2 protein-coding genes are annotated in these 1,655 nt (G+C 49.8%); both read left to right on the top strand.

What is annotated here, in order from left to right; all coding sequences use genetic code 11:
• Positions 1–650, top strand: a 650-nt coding sequence (locus WCO51_13665) for a sorbitol-6-phosphate dehydrogenase subunit (GenBank protein ID MEI6514301.1), incomplete at its 5' end; no start/stop codon positions are given.
• 52 nt (positions 651–702) lie between these two features.
• Positions 703–1,596 carry an NAD(P)-dependent oxidoreductase gene (locus WCO51_13660; GenBank protein ID MEI6514300.1) on the top strand — a complete coding sequence of 298 codons (894 nt, stop codon included), beginning with the start codon at positions 703–705 and terminating at the stop codon, positions 1,594–1,596.
• The last annotated feature ends 59 nt before the right edge of the window (positions 1,597–1,655 follow it).

Genomic DNA, 1,655 nt, shown 5'->3' with positions numbered 1-1,655 from the left:
ACCTAAAGCATTACTTTGTCAATACGGACGTAACGAATAAGGAGAGCGTTGATAACCTAATTGGGTCTACTCTTACAGAATTCGGCCATCTGGATATACTGGTCAACAACGCTGGGATTAATATCCCCAGACTGCTTGTTGATCCGGCTGGGCAAGAGGAATTGACCGAACAGATTTGGGATAAGGTCGTTATGGTCAACCAGAAGTCTGCCTTCCTATGCGCCCAAGCGGCGGCTCGGCAGATGATTAAGCAGGGCAAGGGCGGCGCGATTATCAATATGGCTTCCGAGTCAGGACTCGAAGGCTCCGAGGGTCAAAGTGTCTACGCGGCCACTAAGGCTGCTATGTACTCTCTAACCCGCTCCTGGGCCAAAGAATTGGGCAAGCACAACATCCGAGTGGTCGGCGTAGCCCCCGGCATCTTGGAAGCTACAGCCCTACGCACCCCCGAATACGAACGAGCCTTAGCCTATACCCGTGGCATTACCGTCGAAAAGCTTCGAAGCAGCTACGAAAGCGTCTCAATCCCCCTAAAGCGCGTAGGCACCCTGGCCGAAGTCGGCGAAGTCGTCTGCTTCCTAGCCTCCGACGCCGCCAGCTATGTCTCCGGTACGGTTCTGAACGTCTCCGGCGGCAAATCCAGGGCGTAGCCAGAGCGCATTTTCCGGAACCCTCCTCTGCCTCCGGGCGGAGGAGGGAAGGGTGAAAGTAAGCCTCTCGGATGTAGAATATGGAATGGAGAAAGCACAAATGAGCACAATTTTGGTTACAGGCACAAGCGGGTTCATCGGCAAGGCGTTTGCTTCATCACTGGCTGAACGGCATAACGTTATCTGCATGAGTCGTAAAGACCCTGGATTGGGTTTGACACATATTTGCGGTGAGTTTCATTCTCCTGATGACTTGAAACTACTGGATAAGTTTAACATTGATGCTGTTGTCCATTTGGCGGCAGTGACGGGCGGAGGATCTGAGGAAGAGTGCCTTAAGATTAATGCCGAAGGTACGCGCAGACTGATGCAGTATCTCATTGATCGTGGATGTAAGAAGTTTGTATTGGCAAGTTCGATTGCGGTGGTTGGGATACAGAGAGCTGATTTTAAACCACTCCAGTTTCCGATCTCAGATGAGCACCCATGCCTGGACTGTGGAGGCTATGGTTTTTCAAAGTACATAATGGAAGAAGTCAGCCGATATAAACAGCGTCAAAGTCCTGCAATAGATGTGATCAATATTCGTCTTTGTTCGATTTGCCCCGATGACAAACCGGCAGAGCTAGTTGAATTGGGAAAGAAAGGCGAATGGGCGTTCGCGATGGTTGCGATTATGTGTCTAAGTGATGCGGTTCGAGCCTTCACTATGGCTGTGGAGTCGCCTATGAAGCCGGGTGTAAGAGTTATGAACGCCAGTGCTCCAAGAACATGGTGCAAGCCGCCAGTTGCCGATCTACTTCATGCCTGGTATGGCGATAATATTGATGCCTCATACTTCGAGAAACCGGGAAACAAATGGGCCTCCGTTTTCGATGTAAACCGAATTAAAGAAGAGATAGGTTTCGAAGCAAAACTATTGCCTAGCGGTCAAGGGGAAGAGTAGTTTCCAGAAATAGATAATTTATGATAGATAATACGGAAGTTATTGAAGAAGGGACGACT

This window comes from bacterium (genome assembly GCA_037131655.1).
Taxonomy (GTDB): Bacteria; Armatimonadota; Fimbriimonadia; order Fimbriimonadales; family JBAXQP01; genus JBAXQP01.
This window is presented reverse-complemented; position numbering and strand designations above follow the sequence as displayed.